General features: G+C 72.2%; 14 protein-coding genes. 8 read left to right on the forward strand and 6 right to left on the reverse strand.

Features of this window, described 5'->3' with window-relative positions; genetic code table 11:
* Positions 1-86: 86 nt before the first annotated feature.
* Both J3P30_RS06340 and J3P30_RS06345 read left to right on the forward strand, forming a co-directional pair.
* Positions 87-1031 (forward strand): aldo/keto reductase, encoded by a 945-nt coding sequence (locus J3P30_RS06340; RefSeq protein WP_307807421.1) that lies wholly within the window; start codon positions 87-89, stop codon positions 1029-1031.
* Positions 1032-1044: 13 nt separating this feature from the next.
* The gene (locus J3P30_RS06345; RefSeq protein WP_210480097.1) at positions 1045-3981 is read left to right on the forward strand and encodes a glycoside hydrolase family 2 TIM barrel-domain containing protein; all 2937 of its coding nucleotides are present in this window, start codon (positions 1045-1047) and stop codon (positions 3979-3981) included.
* A gap of 134 nt (positions 3982-4115) precedes the next feature.
* Here the strand turns inward: J3P30_RS06345 and J3P30_RS06350 are convergent, their stop codons facing one another.
* Genes J3P30_RS06350 through J3P30_RS06360 form a run of 3 tightly spaced genes read right to left on the reverse strand, consistent with a single transcriptional unit; the run spans position 4116 to position 8714 of the window.
* Positions 4116-5414 (reverse strand): four-carbon acid sugar kinase family protein, encoded by a 1299-nt coding sequence (locus tag J3P30_RS06350; protein WP_210480098.1) that lies wholly within the window; start codon positions 5412-5414, stop codon positions 4116-4118.
* Positions 5407-6717, reverse strand: a complete 1311-nt coding sequence (locus J3P30_RS06355; RefSeq protein WP_210480099.1) for a RuBisCO large subunit C-terminal-like domain-containing protein — start codon at positions 6715-6717, stop codon at positions 5407-5409. Before J3P30_RS06355 ends, J3P30_RS06350 begins: the two co-directional genes overlap by 8 nt.
* 2 nt (positions 6718-6719) lie before the next feature.
* Positions 6720-8714 (reverse strand): glycoside hydrolase family 127 protein, encoded by a 1995-nt coding sequence (locus J3P30_RS06360; protein ID WP_210480100.1) that lies wholly within the window; start codon positions 8712-8714, stop codon positions 6720-6722.
* A gap of 208 nt (positions 8715-8922) precedes the next feature.
* Between J3P30_RS06360 and J3P30_RS06365 the strand changes: the two genes are divergently transcribed.
* The 4 genes from J3P30_RS06365 (at position 8923) to J3P30_RS06380 (ending at position 12852) form a co-directional block, all read left to right on the forward strand.
* Positions 8923-10278, forward strand: coding sequence for an ABC transporter substrate-binding protein (locus J3P30_RS06365; protein ID WP_210480101.1), 1356 nt, complete (start codon positions 8923-8925; stop codon positions 10276-10278).
* A 68-nt stretch (positions 10279-10346) separates the two neighbouring features.
* The gene (locus J3P30_RS06370; RefSeq protein ID WP_210480102.1) at positions 10347-11228 is read left to right on the forward strand and encodes a carbohydrate ABC transporter permease; all 882 of its coding nucleotides are present in this window, start codon (positions 10347-10349) and stop codon (positions 11226-11228) included.
* Between the two features lies 1 nt (position 11229).
* On the forward strand, positions 11230-12156 hold the full coding sequence (locus tag J3P30_RS06375; protein WP_246852726.1) for a carbohydrate ABC transporter permease: 927 nt from the start codon (positions 11230-11232) through the stop codon (positions 12154-12156).
* 24 nt (positions 12157-12180) lie between these two features.
* Entirely contained in the window at positions 12181-12852 is a 672-nt protein-coding gene (locus tag J3P30_RS06380; protein WP_210480103.1) for an aspartate/glutamate racemase family protein, read from the forward strand.
* On the opposite strand, the gene J3P30_RS06385 is transcribed toward J3P30_RS06380, so the two are convergent.
* Positions 12806-13771 (reverse strand): sugar-binding transcriptional regulator, encoded by a 966-nt coding sequence (locus J3P30_RS06385; protein WP_246852727.1) that lies wholly within the window; start codon positions 13769-13771, stop codon positions 12806-12808. The two genes, J3P30_RS06380 and J3P30_RS06385, sit on opposite strands and share 47 nt — an antisense overlap.
* A gap of 305 nt (positions 13772-14076) precedes the next feature.
* Here J3P30_RS06385 and J3P30_RS06390 point away from each other — a divergent pair, with 305 nt between their 5' ends.
* Entirely contained in the window at positions 14077-16893 is a 2817-nt protein-coding gene (locus tag J3P30_RS06390; RefSeq protein ID WP_210481893.1) for an FAD-binding and (Fe-S)-binding domain-containing protein, read from the forward strand.
* A 35-nt stretch (positions 16894-16928) separates the two neighbouring features.
* Entirely contained in the window at positions 16929-17795 is an 867-nt protein-coding gene (locus J3P30_RS06395; RefSeq protein ID WP_210481894.1) for an NAD(P)-dependent oxidoreductase, read from the forward strand.
* 101 nt (positions 17796-17896) lie between these two features.
* Here the strand turns inward: J3P30_RS06395 and J3P30_RS06400 are convergent, their stop codons facing one another.
* Together J3P30_RS06400 and J3P30_RS06405 are read right to left on the reverse strand one after the other, a co-directional pair.
* The gene (locus J3P30_RS06400) at positions 17897-20518 is read right to left on the reverse strand and encodes a glycoside hydrolase family 78 protein (protein WP_210480105.1); all 2622 of its coding nucleotides are present in this window, start codon (positions 20516-20518) and stop codon (positions 17897-17899) included.
* A 37-nt stretch (positions 20519-20555) separates the two neighbouring features.
* Positions 20556-21446, reverse strand: a complete 891-nt coding sequence (locus J3P30_RS06405; RefSeq protein WP_307807423.1) for an SMP-30/gluconolactonase/LRE family protein — start codon at positions 21444-21446, stop codon at positions 20556-20558.
* Between the last annotated feature and the right edge of the window lie 17 nt (positions 21447-21463).

A 21463-nucleotide genomic window follows, 5' to 3' on the forward strand; every position in this document is an offset into this window, starting at 1 on the left:
ATCGATTGGATATTCATGCACTCTCCCTTCGTCAGCCCAGCACCTTCTCCCGCGCCTCGAGTGGGGCTCTCGAACGGAGCGCGGCCGTGAACGCCGGCTCGACGCCGCCCGTGGACCTCCGGCCGCTCGGCGGGACCGGCATCGACGTGAGCCCGATCACGGTCGGCACGAGCTTCCTCGGCGCCGGCACGGAGCCGGGCAGCGCGGGCGAGGAGAGGGCCGTGGCGCTCGCGACGGCGATGCTGCAGGGGCCGTACGCGCTCGTGGACACGTCCAACAACTACGCCGCGGGACGGAGCGAGGCCGTGCTGGGCCGGGCGCTCCCCGCAGCCGCTCCCGGCCGATTCGTCGTCACGAAGACGGACCGCGACGCGACCGGCCGCTTCGACCGGGATCGGGTGCGACGGTCCTTCGACGAGAGCTGCGAGCGGCTGGGGGTCGACCGTGTCCCGCTGCTGCACCTGCACGACCCCTTCTCGATCACCTTCGAGGAGGCCATGGCGCCGGGCGGCGCCGTTCAGGGCATGCTCGAGCTGCGCGACGAGGGACTCGCGGGCGCTATCGGCATCGCCGCCGGGCCGCTGGAGATGGTGCGCCGGTACGTCGAGACCGGCTGCTTCGACGCGATGCTCACCCACAACCGCTTCACCCTCGTCGACCGCTCGGCGGTCCCGCTCATCGAGACCGCGCGGGAGCGCGGCATGGGGGTCTTCAACGCCGCGCCGTTCGGCGGCGGTCTGCTCGCGCGCGGCGCCGCGAGCGGCGGGACGTACGCCTACCTCCCGAGCCCTCCTGAGCTGCTCGACTGGGTGGCTCGGGCGGAGCAGGTGTGCGCGCGGCACGGCGTCGACCTGCGGACCGCGGCGCTGCACTTCTCGCTCCGGTCGCCCCTGATCGACTCGACCGTCGTCGGCGTGGGCAGCATCGAGCACTTCGCCGCCCTCGAAGTCATGCGCACCGTCCGGGTTCCGGAGGAGCTCTGGGCGGACCTCGACGGCCTCGGCCCCGCGCCCTCGACGACGACCGACTGACAGCGGGCCGTCGATGCCGGGGTACTGGGAGGAGTTCGCGCCCGGGTGGGGCCGCCGGGAGCCGCGCGCCGACGCGGTCACGAGCGCCCGCACGCTGAGCCTCAACGGCACGTGGCGCTTCCGCCTCAGCGCCACCGCCGTGGGGACGGGGCAGGCGTTCACCGAGCCGGAGTTCGACGACTCGGGGTGGGACTCGATCCGGGTGCCGTCGCACTGGGTGCTCGAGAAGGTGACGCCCCCCACCGGAGGTCCCGCCCGATCGCTGCGCGGCACCGCCGACGGGCCGCTGTACACGAACACGGCGCTGCCGATCCCGATCGATCCGCCCCGGGTGACCACCGAGAACCCGACCGGCGACTACCGCCTCGTCTTCGAGGTGCCCGCGGATTGGGGCGCTGCGGTCCTCCGGTTCCAGGGCGTGGACTCGTGCGCGAAGGTGTGGCTCAACGGACGGGAGCTCGGCTGGTCCACCGGCAGCCGCCTGCCGTTCGAGTTCGACGCCCCGGTGGTGCCCGGCGAGAACGTGCTCGCGGTCCGGGTGCACCGCTGGTCGAGCGGCACCTACCTGGAGGACCAGGACATGTGGTGGCTGCCCGGCATCTTCCGGGACGTCGAGCTCATCGAGCGGCCGCCGGGGGCGATCGACGACCACTTCGTGCACGCCGACTACGACCCGATCACGGGACAGGGGACCCTGCGGATCGACGCGACGGCGCCGGCGCTCGTCGAGGTGCCCGAGCTCGGCATCCGGATGCCGTCCGGCGAGTCCGTCACCGTTCCGGTCGAGCCGTGGAGCGCCGAGTCGCCGCGGCTCTACCGCGGCACGCTCCGCTCGTTCGACGGCGGCGAGGTCGTCGAGCTCGCTCTCGGGTTCCGCCGCGTCGAGATCACGGACGGCGTGCTGCGCGTGAACGGCCGGAGGGTCTTCTTCCGGGGCGTCAACCGGCACGAGCACCACCCGGACACCGGCCGCGCGCTCGACCGCGACACCATGCGGCGCGACATCCTGCTGATGAAGCAGCACAACCTCAACGCCGTCCGCACGAGCCACTATCCCCCGCACCCGGAGTTCCTGCGGCTGTGCGACGAGCTGGGCCTCTGGGTGGTCGAGGAGGGCGACCTCGAGACGCACGGCTTCATCTACTCGGGGTGGGAGGGCAACCCGCCGGCGGACCCGCGCTGGCGGGACGCCATGCTCGACCGGACCCGACGGATGGTGGAGCGCGACAAGAACCGGCCGAGCGTCGTCGTGTGGTCGCTCGCGAACGAGAGTTGGGTCGGGGAGAACTTCGACGTGCTCGAGCAGTGGGTCCGCGAGCGCGATCCGTCCCGGCCGATCCACTACGAGCGCGACCCGAGCTACCGGAACTCGGACTTCGCCTCGCTGATGTACCCGTCGCAGAAGCTGCTCGAGCAGATCGGGCGGCGCGCGGATCCCCGTCCCGACGGTGTCACGGATGAGGAGGACGCCCGACGGCGGACCCTGCCGTTCCTGCTCTGCGAGTACGCGCACGCCATGGGCAACGGCCCCGGCTCCCTCGCGGACTACCACCGCATCCTGCGCTCGCACGAGCGCTTCTGCGGCGGGTTCGTGTGGGAATGGATCGACCACGGCTTCACGCACCGGGATGCGGACGGCCGCGAGTTCGTCATGCACGGGGGCGATGTCGCCTACCGCCCGAACGGCGGCCGGTACTGCCTCGACGGGCTCGTGTTCGCCGACCGGACGCCGTCGCCGGGGCTCGCGGAGCTGAGGCGGGCGGTGCAGCCGGTCGAGCTCGAGGTGGGGCACGCGATCGTCGTGCGAAACGGCTACGACTCCATCGACCTCGGCCACCTCGCGTTCTCGTGGCGGCTCGAGCTCGACGGCGACGTGCGCGAGCGCGGCCGGCTCGAGGTCCCGCCGCTCGCCCCGGGGGAGTCGGTGACGCTGCCGAGTCCCGCATCGCCGGGGAGCGACGCGGGGGAGTGGTGGCTCACGGTCGAGGCGGCGCTCGAGCGCGACGAGCCGTGGGCGCCGGCGGGGCACGTCGTGGCCCAGGCGCAGGGTCTGCTGGCGCACCGGCCGGGTCCGGATCGAGGTCGGCGCCGGACGGTGCGGCCGACCCGCGAGGCAGGCTCGATCGGGCTGGGTCCCGCGCAGTTCGACGCCGCGTCGGGGCGTCTGACACGCCTCGGCGGGCTCGAGCTCGGCGGCCCTCGCCTCGACGTCGTGCGCGCGCCCGTCGAGAACGACCGGGGTCAGGGCGGCAGAAACGACCTGGCGGCGGTGTGGCTCGCGGTCGGCATGGACCGGATGCTCGACCGGGTGGACGCGGTCGAGGTGGGGAACGACGAGCTGGCCGTGACCGGGCGGCTCGCCGCTGCCACCCACCCGCACGCGCTCGTCTACCGGATGCGGTGGACCGCCGACGAGGACGGGGTCGTGCTCGATGCCGCCGTTGAGTTCACCGGACCCTGGGCCGACACCCCGTACCGGCACCGCGACGTCGTGCTGCCCCGGCTCGGGCTGCGCCTCGGCCTGCCCGGGGCGTACCGAGACGCGGCGTGGTTCGGGCGCGGGCCGGGGGAGTCCTACGCCGACTCGAAGGACGCCGCCGCGGTCGGCAGGTATGCGGCCCCCATCGACGCGCTGCAGGTGGGCTACCCGGTCCCGCAGGAGAACGGCAACCATGTCGAGACCCGCTGGCTCGAGCTGCGCGGTCCCGGTCTGCCGCTCCTGCGGGTCGAGGGCGCGCCGGTCTTCGACTTCACCGCCCGGCGCTGGACGTCGGAGGATCTCGAGCGCGCCCGGCATCCCCACGACCTGGTCGACTCGGGACGGGTCTGGCTCAATGTCGACCACGCGCAGCTCGGCCTCGGCTCGGCGTCCGTGGGCCCCGCGCTGCCCGAGCGGTACCGCATCCCCCGCCGGCCGACGAGCTGGACCGTCCGCTTCTCCGCCCGCTGACGTCTGCGCGGATCAGGGGATCAGCGCTGCAGCACGGCGTGTTCTCCTGAACCGCGTGCGGATCCGGCGGTGGGTCCTGATCCGGGTGGAATCTCCTGATCCGCGCAGGTGGGCGAGCCGCGGAGGAGGGGCGGTCAGTCGCCGAGGGTGCGGACGAGCTCGAAGAGGTCCGCGGGGCCGACCTGGCCGCCCTTGAGCAGCATCTCGGCGCCGTCGAGCCAGCCCGCCGCGGCGGCGACCCGGCAGAGCACGACGTTGCCGACGGGGTTGGCAGCGATGGAGAGCGACTCGGCGCCCAGCAGGCCGACCACCCGGCTCGACGTGTCGCCACCGCAGACGATGACGCGGCGGGTGCCGGCCGTGAGCGCGGACCGCACGAGCTCGGAGAGGTGGCGGGCGATGGTGGCGACGAGGTCCGGCCCGCCCTCCGCGCCCGCTGTTTCGCCCGCCACCGCATCGCCAGTGGTGACGGCCACACTGCGTCCCGAGGCCAGCTCCGCGAGCACGCGCTCGCGGACCCCGCCGACCGGGTCGGCGGCGCCGAGCGACAGGGGGATCACGGTCCAGCCGGCCTCTCGTGCCGCCTCGATCTGGCGCGCGGTCTGAGGCGATCGGCTGCCCGAGACGGCCAGCACCGGCCCCGGCGGGTTGAGCGGAACCGCGGACGGACCGGCGCCGTCGCCCGGACGCCGCAGAGCGCGGCCGAGGCCTGCGCTGAGGCCGCCGGACCCGAGGGCGAAGCGCGGCGTGCCGGGAGGGGAGCCCGCCGCGATCGCCTCGGCGACGAGGTCGACGTGCGCGTCGCTCAGCGCATCGAGCACCAGTGCGGCCTCCGTCGCCTCCTCCAGCCGTCGGGCGACGGCGCCGGCGTGGGCGTATTCCGGGAACGGCACGTGCCCGAGGGGAAGGTCCGTCTGGCGGGACAGGTGCACGGCGAGATCCGACTCGTGCATCGGCGTGACGGGGTGGTGCGACATCGTCGGCTGCCGGTCGAGGCGGTGGACCACGCCGCCCTCCGCGGCGAAGTGGTGCCCGAACACGGTGAACCGCCCGAAGTCGGGCTGGGCGAACAGCACCGGCACGGTCGCGGGGCCGAACACGTCCCGGGCGATCTCCAGAACGCGGCCGAGGCTCCCGATCGACGGCGACGAGTCCGCCGTGGAGCAGGCCTTGTACTGGACGATGCGGGGACCCAGAGCGCGGAGGGCCTCCAGCGCGGGCCGGACCTCGGCTTCGAGCGCCTCGGTGGGCAGCGACCGCGCGATCCCCGCGATCCCTACGGCGTCGACGTCCGCAGCGGCACGGACCAGCCGGTCCGCGTCGGGCAGCCCGAGCAGCAGGCGGCTCCGCCAGCCGGCGCGGGTCAGCTGCAGGAGCACGTCGACGCTGCCCGTGAAGTCGTCGCCGTAGAACGCGACGCGGAGGTCAGGCACGCGGCGCCCCGAACACCTCCGCCGCCCGCCGGAACGCGGGGGAGGCGGCCAGGGCCGCCTCAACCGGCTCGCCGCGCTCGGCGGACGCCCATGCCTCGCGCATCGCCGCGACTCCCGCACCGGGGCCGTCCGGGTGGCCGTGGATGCCGCCGCCCGCGAGGACGAGCAGGTCCGTCGTGCGGGTCGCGGCATAGGTCGCGTGCGCGAGGCCCGCCCACTGCCCGGACGAGAGCACGGGGACGGTCGGCCGCTGCCCGAGCAGCGGCTCCCGGACGGCGTCGATCGAGTCGAGCACCTGCGCGTCGCTCTCGTAGAACTTGTTGCTGATCCCGTTCGTGTGCAGGTGGTCGACGCCCGCCAGCCGCACGAGCTTCTGCCACGCCCGGAACGAGAAACCGAGCTGCTCCGACCGGCTGATCGCGCCGAACATCGCGCGATGGCCGTGGATCGGGACCGTCGCCCGGCGGCGGAGGAACTCGACCCCGGCGATCCCGATGAGGTTGATGCACGCCATCACGCAGGTCCCGCCGGCCTCGACCACGAGGTCGTGGTTGCGCTCCAGGCGGTCCAGGTCGTCCGAGATGTTGAACGCGTACATCGGCTTCACACCGGTCCGGTCGGCGTGACGCTCCAAGACGGGCATCACGGCCTTCACCCGGGCCTCGAGGGGCGCGGAGGGCCCGTTCCCCTGCAGCTCGTCGTCCTTGATGAAGTCGATGCCCGCCGCCGCCAGCTCCCCGACCACCTCCGCGAGCTCCTCCGGGGAGAGCCCGATGCTGGGCTTCACGATCGTCCCGATCATGGCGCCGCTCGGCCGTGACATGAGCCGGCGCGTGCCCTCCACGCCGAAGCCGGGCCCGGGGTAGCGCTCGGCGAAGGCGGCGGGGAGATCGAGGTCGACGAGCTTGATCGCGGCGAGCTCCTTGATCTCGAACAGATTGCCGGCCACTGCGGCCTGCAGGTTCGGCAGAGAGGGGCCGAAGTTCGAGAGGGGGAAGCGCAGCTGCAGTCGCGCTCGCCGGCGCTTGGCGGGGTCGCCGACCGACCCGGGGAGCGGGGATGCTCCGGTGAGCGGGAGCTCCTCCAGCGACTCGACCTGAGCGGCGAAGCGGGCGCGGACGTCGTCCGACTCCCTGGCCACACGGATGAAGGTGCCCGTCGACTGCTCGCCGGCGAGCACCTCCGCGGCATGCTGCAGGTCGAGCGAGGTCTCGATCTCGTATGTGGCGAGGACGTGCTCGACGGGTGGGGCGACGCTCGCCCGCCGGCCCGCGGCCGGCTCTGCTGCGGTGGTCTCGGTCATCGTCATCCCCAGACCAGCGGCAGCCAGACCGACATCTCGCTCGGGCCGCGGTTGCCCCACGCGAAGTAGGGGATGAGCCGGACGGGCACCGTGCGGAGGCCGGCGCCCTCGACGTCGGGGTACAGGTCCTCGTCCTCCTCGGTCGGCAGGACGACGGCCTCGCCGTCCAGGGCGACGAGGCGCTGACCCTCGAGCTCGATGTCGACCGGCGTGAAAGTGGCCCCCCGGCGCAGCGCGACCTGCTCCAAGCGCACTCCCTCCGGCAGCTCGTGGCTCTCGAGTGCGTACACGACCGGGCCGCGGGTGACGGCGACCTGGCCGGCGAGCTCCTCGGCGAGACGGTGCCCCCGGCGCAGCCGGACGCGCAGGGGGAGGGTGAGCTCGACCGTGTCGCCGGCCTGCCAGTCGCGGTCGACAGGCGCGTAGGCTCCGGCGACGGCCGGCTCGGGCGTGCCGCCGTTCACCTCCACCGTGGCGCCCTCCGCCCAGGCGGGGATGCGCAGCCGGAGCGGGACGCCGCCGCTGGCGGCCTCGGTCACGGTGATCCTCACGCGCTCGTCCCACGGCTGCTCGCTCTCGATCCGCAGGCGGGCGCTGCGGCCGTCCTCGAGCGAGACGTCGGCCTCCGCGTCCCCGTAGAGGTGCACCCAGAGCGCATCGCCCGAGGTGGACATCGCCAGCTCGTGCGAGCGGGCGAGGGTGCGGGCGATGTTGGGCGGGCAGCAGAACACGCTCATGTAGGAGGCCCGGAGCCGCTCGTCCGACGGCGGGGGCTCGGGCGTCGGCCGCTCTGCCGTCTCCCCCGGCATGCGCAGCGGGTAGGGGAGGTCCCGGACCTGCCGGAGGGGGTTCGTGTAGAAGTACTTGGTCCCGTCGAGGCTGATGCCGGCGAGCAGGCTGTTGACGGCGACCTGCTCAATCACATCCGCGTACTCCGCGGAGCCCGTGAGGGCGAGCATGCGCTCGCTCCACAGGATCATGCCGATGTTCGCGCACGACTCGTTGTGGGCTGTCGTGTGGGGCAGCTGGTACGCGCGGCCGTACGCCTGGTGCACGCGGCTGATCTCGCGCTGCCACGGATAGCCGTCCGGCGAGGCCCCGTCGTAGAGCGCGCCGCAGCCGCCGGTGATGTAGAGCTTCGTGTCGACCACGTCGTGCCAGAGGTTCTCGAGCACGCCGCGCAGGTCCGCATCGCCCGTCTCGGCGACCAGGTCGGCGAGGCCGGCGTAGAGGTAGTTGGCGCGGACCGCGTGCCCGGCGACCGTCTTCTGCTCCCGGACCGGGATCCTGTCCTGGTTGTCGTCGCCGCCGTGGAAGTCGTCGCGCACCTGCACGAACGCCTCCGCCAGCCGCAGGTACCGGTCCTCTCCGGTGACCCGGTACAGGTCCATGACGGCCATGTAGTGCGACGGGCAGATCGCGCTCTCCGCCAGCTGGAGGCGGTGGTTCTCGGCGAGGCCCTCGAGGAAGCCGGCGGCCTTGCGGGCGACGTCGAGCAGCACGTTCGAGCCGGTCAGCCGGTGGTGACGGACGCCGGCCGTGATGAGGTGGCCCAGGTTGTAGGTTTCGAAGTTGAACCGGTCCGCGAGCGCGACCGCCTCCTGGCGGCGGCGGGCCGCGATGATCGTCGGCGTGTGGACGTAGCCGTCCTCGCGCTGCACCTCGGCCACCAGTGCGGCGACCTCGTCGACCACGCGCTCGAGCTCGGGATCCGGGCCGGTCTCGAGCAGGAGGATCGCCGCCTCGAGCCACTTGTAGAGGTCGCCGTCGAGGAAGGGAGGGCCCTCGTGCTCTCCGTCCGCGCGGCCGGCCGCGATGAGGAAGTTGCGCCAGCCGGGGCTCACCTCGGGCGTGCTCAGCGAGCCCCAGATGGAGGGAACGGTGACGGACCGGGTCTGCTCGAGCCGGCCTCCCCAGAACCCACCGCTCCAGCGGACGTTCGCCGCACCGAGCGGGGTCAGGGTCGTATGCGGGCTCGCCGACGTCGTCGTGGTCATGCTCGAGTCTCTCCTTCCGCGACCGAGCGGGAGGACGCCCTCGTCGGCCAGTGACTATTCTCGCACCGTTGCATCGATATTCACAACCGGCCCGTCGTGTGCTACTGTCGCCACGAGCCAAGGCCTTGCATATTCACTCAGATGTGAATTGGGCGCCAGCCCGCCACCGGTTCTGACAATCGACACGGCAGTCGTCAAGGAGGACGCCATGAGAAAGACACGTAGCCGCAGATTCATCCCGGCGACCGCCCTCGCCCTGGCCGCGATCACCTCCCTCGCCGCGTGCAGCGGTGGCGGCGGCGGTGGCGGCGAGCAGGGCGGCGGAAGCGGAAGCGGGAGCGGCGCCGCGAGCGGCACCGACCCCGACAAGTTCACGGTCATGACCGCGAACGAGAACCCCACGCTCGAGAGCCTGCTCACGCAGCTGTCCGAGGACCAGTGCGCCGCCGAGAACGAGGCTCTGCCGATCGAGCACCAGAAGGTCGCGCAGGCCGACGTCGTGCAGAAGATCACGCTGCTGGCGAGCCAGGACGCCATGCCGGCCCACACCATCGCGGGCACGGCGCTCATCCGCCCCGACGGCGACCTCGGCGCGGCCGGCCTCGTGCAGGACCTCCAGGCCGCGCTCGAGGACTCCGGCGGCTGGGAGAACGTGCTGCCGGCCGCCGCCTCCACCGAGGAGAACGTGTACGGCGGCTTCGTCTCGATGCCGTACCAGTACAACATCGAGGGCTTCTGGTACAACAAGCAGATCTTCGAGGAGCAGGGCATCGAGGTCCCGACGACCTGGGAGGACCTCCTCGCGGCCGCCGACACGCTGCAGCAGGCGGGCGTCCAGCCGATGACCACCGCCGGCGCGCAGGGCTTCCCGCTCACCCGCCTGATGGGCATGTACATCTTCCGCAACGTGGGCCCCGACGCGATGGAGGCCATCCGTGACGGCGACGCGAAGCTCACCGACGAGGAGTACGTCGCCGGCGCCCAGGCGCTCGCCGACCTCGCCGCGACGGGTTACTTCGGCGAGGGCTTCACCACCCGCGACGGCGACACCTCCACCAACCTGTTCCTCACCGGCACGGCCGCGATGACCTACGACGGAAGCTGGATCCTGGGCGCCGTCAACGACCCGGAGCGCAACCAGATCGGCGGCGAGAACGTCGGCTTCTTCCCCTTCCCCGAGGTCGAGGGCGGCGAGGGCTCGATCGAGCAGTACCCGGCCAACGCGGGTGCGCCGATGATCATCTCGGCCAAGACCTACGGTCCCAAGGTCGCCGACTGGGTGAGCTGCATCGCCGAGAACTACGGCGGGCTCGCGCTCAACGAGGCCGGCGTGATCTCGGGCTTCACCGTCAACGAGGAGGTCACGGACATCTCCCCGAACACGGCGGAGATCCAGGAGCTCATCAGCGGCATCGATGAGGAGACCGTGCTCTGGTTCGAGGCCCTCTTCGACCCCAAGAGCAACTCGCTCGCCTCGACGAACGCCACCCTGCTCACCACCGGTCAGATGACCGCGGAGGACTACATGGCGGCCCTCCAGGAGAGCATCGACGCCAACAAGTGATCGGGGCGCCCGACTCCCCTGGGGCCTAACCTCGGGGAGTCGGGCGCACTGGTGGAAGGAGGACGACGGTGCAGTCGATCTTCGGGGATCGCAAGACGATCTTCATCCTGCTGGGCCCCGCCCTGCTGCTGTACACCCTGCTGAAGGTCGCCCCGGTCGCCTGGTCCTTCGGCCTCTCGTTCTTCGAGGGGAACACGCTCCGCGGCTTCGAGTGGGTCGGCGTCGACAACTTCGCGACGTTCCTCAACGACGACGCCGCCCTTCAGGCGGTGTGGGTCAGCGTGGTCTTCGCGGTCGCGGCCACCGTCGGGCAGGTGACCCTCGGCTACCTGCTGGCCCTCCTCTACGTGTTCGTGCTCCGCAAGGGCTCGTCCCTCGTGCGCACCATCGTCTTCTTCCCGACGATCCTGCCCACCGTCGCCGTGGCGCTGCTCTTCAAGAGCTTCGTCGCGGTGGGCGACAACCAGGGCCCCGTCAACGACATCATCAACTTCTTCGGCGGCGAGAGCGTCGAGGTCCTCGCCTCCACCTACGGCACGATGCTCACGGCGATCGTCATGACGCTGTGGAGCTCGATGGGCTTCTACGCTGTGCTGCTCTACGCGGGTCTGCTCGACATCCCCGAGGACGTGGTCGAGTCGGCCCGCATCGACGGGGCGAGCGGCCTCCGGCTCGTGCGGCACATCATCCTGCCGCTGTCGCTGCCGATCCTTCTCTCGTCGATCATCTTCAGCTTCAATTCCACGCTCAAGGTGTTCGACAGCCTCCTCGCCCTGAACAACGGCGGGCCCGGCACGTCCACCTCCCCGCTCACCCTCTTCATGTACCGCACAGCCTTCGAGTACGCGGAGTACGGCTACGGCTCGACCATCGCGCTCGTGCTGACGCTGCTGTGCCTCGTGTTCACCCTGGCCGTCTTCCGGTCGACCCGACGCAAGGTGGAGGACTGACATGGCTCTCGACATCTCCGCGCCTCCTGCCCCCACCCCGGCCCCTCCGCGTGCGACCGCCTCACCGGGCCGTCGCCGTGCTCCGGGCTGGCGGTCGACGAAGCGCGTCCTCCGCCGGATCCCGGTCTGGATCCTCGTCGCGGCCCTCATGGTCGTGGTGCTCTACCCGCAGGTCTGGATGGTCCTCGGCTCGTTCAAGACGCAGTCCGAGTTCCTCTCCAATCCGGCCCTGTCCCTGCCGGAGACCTGGCAGTTCGACAACTACATCACGGCGCTGACGAACGGGAACGTCGGGCGCAACTACCTGAACAGCGTTCTCGTCACCATCCCGTCGGTGATCCTGATCGTGTTCATCGGCGTCGCGGCCGGCTACGCACTCGAGGTGATGATCTGGAAGGGGCAGCGCGGAACGCTGCTCTACATCCTCGCGGGCATCATGGTGCCGGGGCAGATGATCCTCGTGCCCCTGTTCATCGTGTACTTCCGGGCCGGCCTGACGAACTCGCTCCTGCCGCTCATCATCACCTACACGGTCATGGGACTGCCGCTCACGACGTTCCTCATGGCGACCTACTTCCGGGCGGTGCCGCGGGAGATCTTCGAAGCCGCCACCATGGACGGCTCGAGCCCGCTGCGCAACTTCTTCGTGATCGGCGTGCCGATGATGAGGAACGCGATCCTGACCGTCGGTCTCGTGCAGTTCTTCAGCGTCTGGAACGACCTGCTCATCGCGCTGACGTTCACCACCCGGCCCGACCTCGCGACCATCCAGGTCGGCCTGCTGAGCCTCAGCGACGAGTACGGCTCGACCCAGTACGGGCCGCTGTTCGCGGCCGTGAGCATCAACATCGTGGTGCTGCTCGTCGTGTTCCTCGCGCTCAACAAGAAGATCATGGCCGGCATGGCCGGCGGCGCCGTCAAGGGCTGAGCCGCCCCGAACAGGAAGGAACGCATGTCCCACCCCACGCGCATCGCGCTGCTGCACACGGGCGCGGTCGTCATCCCGATGGCGGCGGAGTACGTCAAGCGGGAGCTCCCGGACGTGACCCCGATCAACTACCTCGACGACCGGATCGTGGCGGACCTCGGCGACCCCGAGACCGCGCGGTCGGTTCCCGGCAGGGTGGGCGAGCTGGCGCGTGCCGCGGTGGACGCGGGTGCGGATGCGATCCTCCTCACCTGCTCGTCGATCTCCGAGCTCGCCGCGGACACGGCCGAGAAGGTCGGCGTCCCGATCCTGCGCATCGACGAGGCGATGGCCGATGAGGCGGTGGCCACGGGCGATCGGATCGCCGTGCTCGCCACCCTCGCCACGACGTGCGGTCCTACGACGAGGCTCATCGAGGAGAGGGCGAAGCGAGCCGGGCGCACCCCCGCGATCACGAGCGTGGTCGTCGACGGCGCCTTCGAGGCCGTCTCCTCCGGCGACCGCCCGACGCACGACCGCCTGGTGGCGGCGGCGATCGAGCGCGCAGCCGCCAACGCGGACGTCGTCGTGCTGGCTCAGGCCTCCATGGCGAGTGCAGCGAAAGCGGCGGAGGTCGACGTGCCCGTGCTCACGAGCCTGGAGTCGGGCGTCAGGCGGATGCGGTCGCTCGTGGAGTCGCTGCCTGCTCGGGCCTGACCCCGCCATCGCCGCCGACGAGGGCCTGGGCGGTGAGCAGATCAGTGATCAGGACGTTGACCCACCCACCCGCGAGGGCGCCGAGGATGGGCTCGTGCTTGCGCTGGCCCCCGGCGATCCCGATGCGGCGCGGGATTGCGCGGTAGTCCTCGACCGGGATCGCGATGATGCGCTCGCCGATGTCGCCCGTCACGTCCGTGCCGTCGACGGTGAAGACGTGGTGGCAGATGTCGCCGACGGCGCCCCGCTCGAGCAGCCGGCCGCGGTCGTCGGCCGGGAAGGCGTTGCCGGAGACGGCGAGGAGGTCGCTCGGCTCGATGCTGCCGATGCCGACGATCGCCATGGTGAGCTCGCGCCAGCGCCGCGTGACCTCGTTGAGAGCGGCGTCCTGGAGCAGGGCGTCCCGGATCGTGCGGTCCGCGACGAGGCCGGGAGCCTGCACGTACACGGCCTCGGCCGCCAGAACCCGGGCGAGGTCGCCCGCCAGCCGCTGCGCCTGGTGCTGGACGTCGGGGACGCCGATGCCGCCGAGCAGCTGCACGACCTCGGTGGCTCCGCGAGTGGCGAAGGGGCGCATGCGGTCGACCATGGCGAGCAGGGTCTGACTCCAGGACGAGATGCCGATCCGGTCGTTGCCGGAGAGGGTCGCCTCGAGATAGCTGGCGGCCGCGGCCCCGATGGCCGAGAACACGGCGGACTCGTCGTCGTCGTCGGCGACGTCGACGACCACGGCGTCGAGGAGGCCGTAGCGGGCCTGCAGCTCGTCCTCGAGCGCGGTGTGCACGCCCGGCGCGACCATGACGGTGGTGCGGACGATCCCGAGCTCGAAGGCCCGCTTCAGCAGCCGCGACACCTTGGCCTGCGAGATGTTGAGAGCGGTCGCGATGTCCGCCTGGCGGATGCCCCGCTCGTGATACATGCGGGCGACCTTGGTGAGGAGGCGTACCTGCCCGTCAACGGGAGGGATGCTCCGGCTGGAGGACTGCACGAGGGGTGCTCCCATCGACTCCGTTGTTCCGCTGGCGGAAACCTACCGCAACCCTGCCTGACCGCGGCCGACGCTCGGCGAGCTCGTCGCTAGAGGGTATCATCATTCGGAGCCGAAAGATTATGCAAGGGAGCGTCGTGAGCCAGGTCGTCACCCCGTCGTCGCCGTCGGGGACGGCGGTCCGCTCCCGTGTGCCCACAGGCGAGGAGTGGCTGCGATCGGCGCTCGCCGGCGCCATGGAGGCCTGGCCCGGCGACGTTTCGGTGGAGCGGTTCGACCGGGTCGTCGCGGCCGTCAACGCGAGCCACTTCCTGCTGACGCCCCGCGCTGTCGCCACGGCACGATCGGCCGAGCAGGTCGCGGCGGCCTTCCGGTTCGCCCGCGAGCACGGGCGCCACATCACGCTCCGCTCGGGCGGCACCAGCCTCTCCGGCCAGGCGTCCGCTCCCGACCTCCTGCTCGACACCCGAGAGGCCTTCCGCCGCATCCGGGTCGAGGGGAACGGCGAGCGGGTGCGCGTGCAGCCCGGCGCGACGGTCCGCCAGGTGAACGCCCGGCTCCTCCGTCACGGACGGAAGCTCGGCCCCGACCCGGCCAGCGAGATCGCGGCGACGATCGGCGGCGTCGTCGCGAACAACTCGAGCGGGATGGCCTGCGGCACGCAGCACAACTCCTATCGGACCCTGCGCTCGATGCGGTTCGTGCTGCCGAGCGGCACGGTCGTCGACACCGCGCAGCCGGACTCGGACGAGCGGCTCGCTGCGGCGGAGCCCGAGCTCCATGCCGGCATCGCGCGCCTGCGCGCGGAGCTGCTGGCGGAGCCCGACCTCGTCGCCGAGGTGGGGCGGCAGTACCGGGGCAAGAACACGATGGGGTACGGCCTCAACTCGCTCCTCGACTTCGACTCGCCCGCCGAGATCCTGGCCCACCTGCTCGTCGGCAGCGAGGGGTCGCTGGGTTTCGTGGCCGAGGTGGAGTTGGACACCGTGCCGATCGCGCCGGCGGCCGCGACCGCGCTCCTGTTCTTCGACGACCTGGACGCGGCGACCCGCATCCTCCCGGTGCTCGTGGAGACCGGCGCCGCCACCATCGAGCTGATGGACGCCGCGTCCCTGAGGGTCGTGCAGGCGGACCCCGCGTCCGCCGACCTCGTCGAGCACCTGACCATCGCGGACCACGCGGCGCTCCTGATCGAGTACCACGGCACCGACGCCGCGGAGCTGGACGAGCGCCTGGCCCTCGCGGGGGCCGCGCTCGCCGCCGCAGGGGCGCCTCGCCTGCAGCCGACTCGCGATGCGGCGGAGCGCGCGCACCTGTGGCATGTGCGGAAGGGCCTGTACGCGGCGATCGCCGGCGCCCGGCCCTCCGGCACGACCGCGCTGCTCGAGGACATCGCCGTTCCGGTCCCCGAGCTCGCGGCGACGTGCCAGGCGCTGCAGGACCTCTTCGCCGCACACGGCTACGGCGACGCCGTGATCTTCGGTCACGCCAAGGACGGCAACATCCACTTCCTCATCACCGAGGACTTCACGCAGCAGGGTGCCGTCGAGCGGCAGCAGGCCTTCACGGAGGACCTCGTGGAGCTCGTGCTGGGCGCCGGCGGCACGCTGAAGGCGGAGCACGGGACCGGGCGCATCATGGCGCCCTTCGTCGAGCGCCAGTTCGGCCCGCGCCTCTACGGCATGATGCGGGAGATCAAGCGCCTCTGCGACCCCGCCGGGATCCTGAACCCCGGGGTGCTCCTCTCCTCGGATCCCACCGCCCACCTGCAGGACCTCAAGCTCACACCCCCCGTGGAGGTCGAGGTCGACCGCTGCGTCGAGTGCGGCTACTGCGAGCCGGTGTGCCCGAGCAGGGATCTGACCACGACTCCCCGGCAGCGCATCGCCGTGCGCCGGGCGAGGGTGGCCGCCGTGGCGGAGGGGGACGCCGCGCTCGACCAGGAGCTGGCCCGGGCCGAGGAGTACGGCTCGGTCGAGACGTGTGCCGTGGACGGCATGTGCCAGACCGCGTGCCCGGTGCAGATCAACACCGGCGACCTGGTCCGCCGTCTCCGAGCGGCCGATGCTCCCAGAGTCGCCGCACTGGGCGGCCGGGCCGCGGCCGCCGCGTGGGCCCCCGTCACCCGTGCCGCGGCGACCGCGCTGACCGTCGCCCACGTCGTGCCGGCGCCCCTCGTCCGAGGAGCGACCGGAGTCGGGCGCGCCCTCCTCGGCGCGGACGTGGTGCCCCAGTGGAGCGCCGACCTGCCGTCGGGGGGCGCCAAGCGGGCCCCGCGACGTCCCCGGAGCACGGAACAGCGGGAGAACGAGCGCGCGCCCGAGCTCGTCTTCTTCGCCGCCTGCGTCGGCTCGATGTTCGGCCCCTCGGCGGGCGGCGTCGGGGCCGCGGAGGCGTTCCGCCGGCTGTGCGAGCGGGCGGGAGTGGGCGTGCGAACCCCGGAGGGCGCGGACGCACTGTGCTGCGGCACACCGTGGAAGTCGAAGGGGCTCGCCGACGGCTACTCCACGATGGCCGCGCGCACCGTGCGGCGGCTCCTCGCGGCGTCGGACGGAGGTCGGCTGCCGATCGTCAGCGACAACTCCTCGTGCACCGAGGGGCTCGTGCACGCGCTCGAGAAGGTGCGGGAGGTCGACGGCCGGGCAGTGCGGCTGCGCATCGTCGACTCGGTGGACTTCGCGGCGACCGAGCTCCTGCCGCGCCTCACGATGCCGGAGCCGATCGGGTCGCTCGCGCTCCACCCCACGTGCTCGAGCACGAGGCTGGGCTCGAACACGAGCCTCGCCACGCTCGCCGCCGCGCTCTCCAGCCGTCCCGTCGTTCCGGATGCCTGGGGCTGCTGCGGCTTCGCGGGAGATCGCGGCATGCTCCACCCCGAGCTGACGGCGTCCGCGACGGCCGCAGAGGCGGCCGAGGTCGCGGCCGGCGCATTCGACGCCCACGCCTCCTGCAACCGGACCTGCGAGATCGGGATGACCCGCGCCACCGGGGCGGAGTACCGGCACATCCTCGAGCTGCTCGAGGAGCGCACCAGGCCCTCCACCGCCGTCTAGAAGAACGGATCCCTCGCGTGAACCCTGACACCGCGCTGCGCGTCGCCGTCACGGGCAGCTCCGGCAAGCTCGGCCGGGCGACGGTCGAGCGGCTCCGCTCCGACGGCCACGAGGTCCTCGGACTCGACCTCGCGGGCACACCGGGGAAGGGGTTCACGAGGGTCGACCTGGCCGACTACGGGCAGACCCTTGACAGCCTGCTCGGCGTGACCGCCCGGCACGAGGGCCTCGACGCGGTCGTCCACCTGGCGGCCCTTCCCGTCAACGGCCTCGTCCCCGATGCGGCGACGTTCCAGAACAACATCCTGGTGAGCTTCAACGTGGTCCACGCGGCGATGCGGGCAGGCATCCGGACGATCGTCACCGCCTCGAGCATCACCGCGATGGGCTTCCCGTTCGAGACCGCGCCCGAGGCGCTCCCCGTCGACGAGGGCACCGTCGAGGCGAACAACACGTACGGGCTCGGCAAGGTGGCCGAGGAGGCCATGTGGGCTCAGCTCGTGCGCTGGGCACCGGGGCTCAGCATCACCGCGCTGCGGTTCACGAACGTCGTCGGCGAGGGCGAGTACGGCACGTTCGCCCGGGCGGCGGACCCCGGGTACCGCCGCGACCTCCTCTTCAGCTACATCGACGCCCGCGACGGCGCCACGGCCGTGTCGCTCGCGCTGCGGCATGCCGCGCCAGGCTTCGAGGTCTACGACATCGCGGCACCGGACACGGGCAGCGCGATCCCCACCGCCGAGCTCGCCGCGCGGCACTTCCCCGGCACGCCCGTGCGGGACGGCCTCGGCGACTTCGAGACGCTCGTGTCGGTGGACAAGGCCCGGGAGCGCCTCGGGTTCGTCGCCGAGCACCGCTGGCGCGAGGAGTTCGCCGCGCATCAGGCCGCGCAGGGCGGCTGAGCCGGCGCGCGTGCGCGCATCAGAGGGGCGGGTCGGCGACCTGGCCCCTCTCGGCGGCCCCCACACCGGTCCCGAACTCCGGCGTGCGGAAGCCTCTCGAGTCAGGCCCGGGCAACCTCGTCCTGCGGCCACGCCGCCTCGAAGGTGTGCGTCCCGCTCGTCACCTCCACGGGTGCTCCGCCCGGCAGCTGCACCGTCGCGTCCGTCCCGGTCGGCACGGTCACCTCGAGCCGCAGGATCGAGTCCTCGATGCGCCACGAGATCGCGGCCCGGCCGTAGGGCGTCTCGTGCTCGGCCGACGCGGAGGTGAGGCCGCCTCCCGGACGGGGCGCGAAGCGGATGCTGCGGTAGCCCGGAGCGGCGGGCGCGAGACCCGCGACCGTCCGGTGCAGCCAGTCCGCGACCGCGCCGAGCGCATAGTGGTTGAAGGAGGTCATCTTCCCCGGGTTGACCGTGCCGTCGGGGAGCATGCTGTCCCAGCGCTCCCAGATGGTCGTGCCCCCCTGCCGCACGGCGTACAGCCACGACGGGGCGTCCTCCTGCAGGAGGAGCGCGTAGGCCGGATCCGGGTGGCCCGTCACCGTGAGCGCATCGCACACGAGCGGCGTGCCGACGAATCCCGTCGCGATGCGGTGCCCCGCCTCCTCGACGAGCTCGCCGAGACGTCGTCCGGCCGCGTCCCGCTCCGCGCCGTCGACGAGGTCGAAGGCGATCGCGAGCGAGTACGCCGTCTGGGCGTCGCTCGTCATGCGGCCGTCGGGCCCGATGTAGCGGCGACGGAACGCGTCGCGGACCTCGGCGGCGAGCTGCGCGAAGCGGGCCGCGTCCCCCGGACGCCCGAGCACCTCGGCCATGCGTGCGACCCGATCCGCGGAACGGGCGAAGTAGGCCGTGGCGACGAGGTAGCGGTCCGTCCGGGCGTCGGCGGGGTCGTCCGGCGGCGCCGCCGGGTCGAGCCAGTCGCCCAGCTGGAATCCCTCGTCCCAGAGCCGGTCCGGACCGGCGAGCCGCTCCACGAGCTCGACCCAGCTCACCGCGCTCTCGTACTGCTGCTCCAGGATCCGCACGTCGCCGAAGCGCTCGTAGAGGTCCCACGGTGTGAGGGCGGCCGCATCGCCCCAGGCCGCACCCGGCCGGATCGGCGTCCACATGCGATGGGCGGGGATCACGGGCACGTACCAGGGGACCGTGCCGTCGGGCAGCTGCTCGATGGCCAGGTCCTTGAGCCAGGATCCCAGCATCCCGGAGACGTCGTAGAGGAACGACGCGGTGGGCGCGAACACCTGGATGTCACCGGTCCAGCCCACCCGCTCGTCACGCTGGGGGCAGTCGGTGGGGATGTCGAGGAAGTTGCCGCGCATGCTCCACACGACGTTCTCGTGCAGCCGCTCGACCTGCGGATCCGAGCACGAGAACCACCCCGTCCGCTCCATGTCCGTGTGGTAGACCCGGGCGACGAGATCGCCGTCCGCCACCGCGGCGTCGAGGTCCCCCGGCCAGCCGGTCACCTCCGCGTACCGGAAGCCGTGGAACGTGAACCGCGGCTCCCACTCCTCGGGGCCGCCGCCGGCGAGGACGTACTCGTCCGTCGACTTCGCAGTGCGCAGGGGGCGGGTGTAAATCTCGCCGTCCTGCAGCACCTCGGCGGTCCGGAGGGTGACCCGGTCCCCGGAGGCCCCGGAGACGCGGATGCGCACCCGGCCCACGAGGTTCTGGCCGAAGTCGAGAACGCGGGCGCCGCTCGGCGTCGTCAGCACCGCGACCGGCGCGACCTCCTGCGTGCAGCGCACGGGCGGGCCCTCCGGAGCGACGAGGGTGGCCGGGTCGCGATGCGCGGCGACGACCCGGTGCCACGCGCTGTCGTCGTAGCCGGGGCGCGACCAAGCGCCGAGCCGGGCCGCGATCCCGGCGTCGTAGAGCTCGCCGTCGTAGTTGCCGGTACGGACGATGGGTCCGGGGGTGGCGCGCCACGAGCCGTCGGTCGCGACGACCTCGGTCGAGCCGTCGGCGTAGCGGACCTCGAGCTGGGCGATCAGCGAGAGGTCGTGCCCGTAGAGGTTGCGGAAGCCGTGATACCAGCCGAGGCGGCCCCGGTACCAGCCGTCGCCGAGCCAGGCGCCGATCGCGTTGGAGCCCTCGGCGAGGTGCCCGGTGACGTCATAGGTGTAGTAGCGCAGGCGGCTGCGGTAGGGCGTCCAGCCGGGGGACATCGCGTCGTCGCCCACGCGCTTCCCGTTGATCTCGACCTCGTACAGGCCGTGCGCCGTGACGTAGAGCCGGGCCGCGAGCACCTCACCGCGGACGCGGAACTCGCGCCGGAGGACCGAGGGGTGCCTCTCGTCGGACGCCGGATCCTCCTCCCAGGACCCGCCGACGGGCATGGCGACCCAGTCGGAGGGAGACAGCAGTCCCGCCTCCACGACGGCCGGCTCGCTCCACTCCGACCTGGTGCCGTCCGCGCCGGTCACGCGGACCTGCACCGACGCGCTCTCCCGGGAGGTCAGCGGCTCCGCGGGCCAGGGCACGAGGACCGACTCCCCGCTCGCGACGGCGGGGACGTCCCGGCTCTGGGCTCCACCGCCCCGCTGGATCCGCAGCTCGTAGGAGGCCTGCGTCCAGCCCGAGGGCGCGGTCGTCTTCCAGGACAGCCGGGGAGCGGCGACGCCGATCCCGAGCGCGTCCCGCCGGTGTTCGAAGGTGGGGGCGGTCACCGTGATGCTCACGAGGGTCTCCAGATCGGTGCGGGGATATCGCCGGGCGTCAGCGCCGGGGCGAGGCGGTCGTGGTGCGGATGCGGTACAGGCTCGTGGAGGCGGTGATGAACAGCTCGTCCCCGTTCCGCCCCCCGAAGGTCACATTGGAGACCCGCTCGGGGACGGGGAGGTGGCCGACGAGCGTCGCGTCCGGCTCGTAGACGTACACGCCGTCGCCGGCGGACGTCCAGACGCGCCCCTCCCGGTCCACCGTGAGGCCGTCGGAGGCGCCCACGGGCGGTGCGGCGAAGTAGGAGCCCGGCCCCGTCCTGACCCCGTCGACCGGGTATACCTGGATGTGCCGGGCGTCAGGGCGATCGCCGTAGAAGCCGGTGTCGGACACATAGAGGCGGAGCCCGTCGGGCGAGAAGGCGATCCCGTTGGGGTGGACGAGGTCGGTGATGACCGGCCGAGCCTCTCGGGTCGCGGGGTCCCAGCGGAAGACGAAGCAGCCTCCGTACTCCTGCACCCCCGGCCGGCCCTCGCGACCGCTCGGATGCAGGCCGTACGGCGGATCGGTGAACCAGAGCGAGCCGTCGGGGGCGACCGTGACGTCGTTGGGCGAGTTGTACCGTCCGCCCTCCCACCGGTCGGTCAGCACGAGGGGGCCGTCGGCGGCCTCGCGCTCGATCGCGCGGCGGCCGTGGCTGCACTGCACCACCCTGCCCTCGAGGTCGAGCGCGCGTCCGTTGGGAAACTCCGCGCGCGTCCGGAAGACGGACAGCTCACCGGTCGCCTCATCCCACTCGAGGATCCTGTCGTTCGGGATGTCGCTCCACCGCACCCGCTTCGTGTGCGGAAGCCAGACCGGCCCCTCGCTCCACTCGGCGCCCGTCGCGAGGCGCTCGAGCGATGCTCCCGGCGCGAGCAGGGAGGCGGGCAGGGGGGTGCTCCTCACCGTGTCCTCCTCGTCGC

Source organism: Naasia sp. SYSU D00948 (assembly GCF_017916515.1).
Taxonomy (GTDB): domain Bacteria; phylum Actinomycetota; class Actinomycetes; order Actinomycetales; family Microbacteriaceae; genus Naasia.

What these genes read in the sequence shown, in the direction of transcription:
- J3P30_RS06360 (WP_210480100.1), bottom strand. Translation starts at nt 8,714, where the DNA reads ATGACCACGACGACGTCGGCGAGCCCGCATACGACCCTGACCCCGCTC.
- J3P30_RS06385 (WP_246852727.1), bottom strand. Translation starts at nt 13,771, where the DNA reads ATGTATCACGAGCGGGGCATCCGCCAGGCGGACATCGCGACCGCTCTC.
- J3P30_RS06365 (WP_210480101.1), top strand. Translation starts at nt 8,923, where the DNA reads ATGAGAAAGACACGTAGCCGCAGATTCATCCCGGCGACCGCCCTCGCC.
- J3P30_RS06345 (WP_210480097.1), top strand. Translation starts at nt 1,045, where the DNA reads ATGCCGGGGTACTGGGAGGAGTTCGCGCCCGGGTGGGGCCGCCGGGAG.
- J3P30_RS06380 (WP_210480103.1), top strand. Translation starts at nt 12,181, where the DNA reads ATGTCCCACCCCACGCGCATCGCGCTGCTGCACACGGGCGCGGTCGTC.
- J3P30_RS06375 (WP_246852726.1), top strand. Translation starts at nt 11,230, where the DNA reads ATGGCTCTCGACATCTCCGCGCCTCCTGCCCCCACCCCGGCCCCTCCG.
- J3P30_RS06390 (WP_210481893.1), top strand. Translation starts at nt 14,077, where the DNA reads ATGGAGGCCTGGCCCGGCGACGTTTCGGTGGAGCGGTTCGACCGGGTC.
- J3P30_RS06355 (WP_210480099.1), bottom strand. Translation starts at nt 6,717, where the DNA reads ATGACCGAGACCACCGCAGCAGAGCCGGCCGCGGGCCGGCGGGCGAGC.